The sequence below is a fragment of the Kiloniella laminariae genome, from assembly GCF_027214005.1.
GTDB classification, from domain to species: domain Bacteria; phylum Pseudomonadota; class Alphaproteobacteria; order Kiloniellales; family Kiloniellaceae; genus Kiloniella; species Kiloniella laminariae_A.
Genome location: NZ_JAPWGY010000037.1, coordinates 1 through 423 on the forward strand (window position 1 = coordinate 1; position 423 = coordinate 423).

Annotated in this window: 1 protein-coding gene; it reads left to right on the top strand. The window is 58.2% G+C overall.

Annotated features, from left to right (window positions below):
* Nucleotides 1–423, top strand: a 423-nt coding sequence (locus O4H49_RS20525; protein WP_269425298.1) for a hemagglutinin repeat-containing protein, incomplete at both ends; no start/stop codon positions are given.

Consider the following 423-nt stretch of genomic DNA (forward strand, 5'->3'; position numbering starts at 1 on the left):
AATGAAGAACACAAGGTCAAACAGGTTGGCCTGACCCTTTCCCTGAAACAGAACGTCACGGCGGCGGCAAAAGCCGTTGCCGGGCTGCCCAAGGCTGCCACGGCGGGCGAAGGCTCTGCCGGGGCCAAGGGCTTGACGGCGGCGTCGGCTGCGCTGAAAGCGGTCGGTGAAGTTGCCGCCTTGAAAAACGGCGCGGTGTCAGCCGAAATTTCACTGGGTGTTTCCTCTTCAGAAGAAGAAACATCAGAAGTCATTTCTTCTGCCCGTGTTGCACAGGTACAGGCCGGGCGCGATGTCAAAGTTACTGCGGGTGAAGATATTACGGGCGAGGGTCTTCAGGTCACCGCAGGTCGTGATGTCACGCTTGATGCGGGGGATGATATTACCCTCACCGCTGCGCAAAGTACCTACGCGCTGGATCAT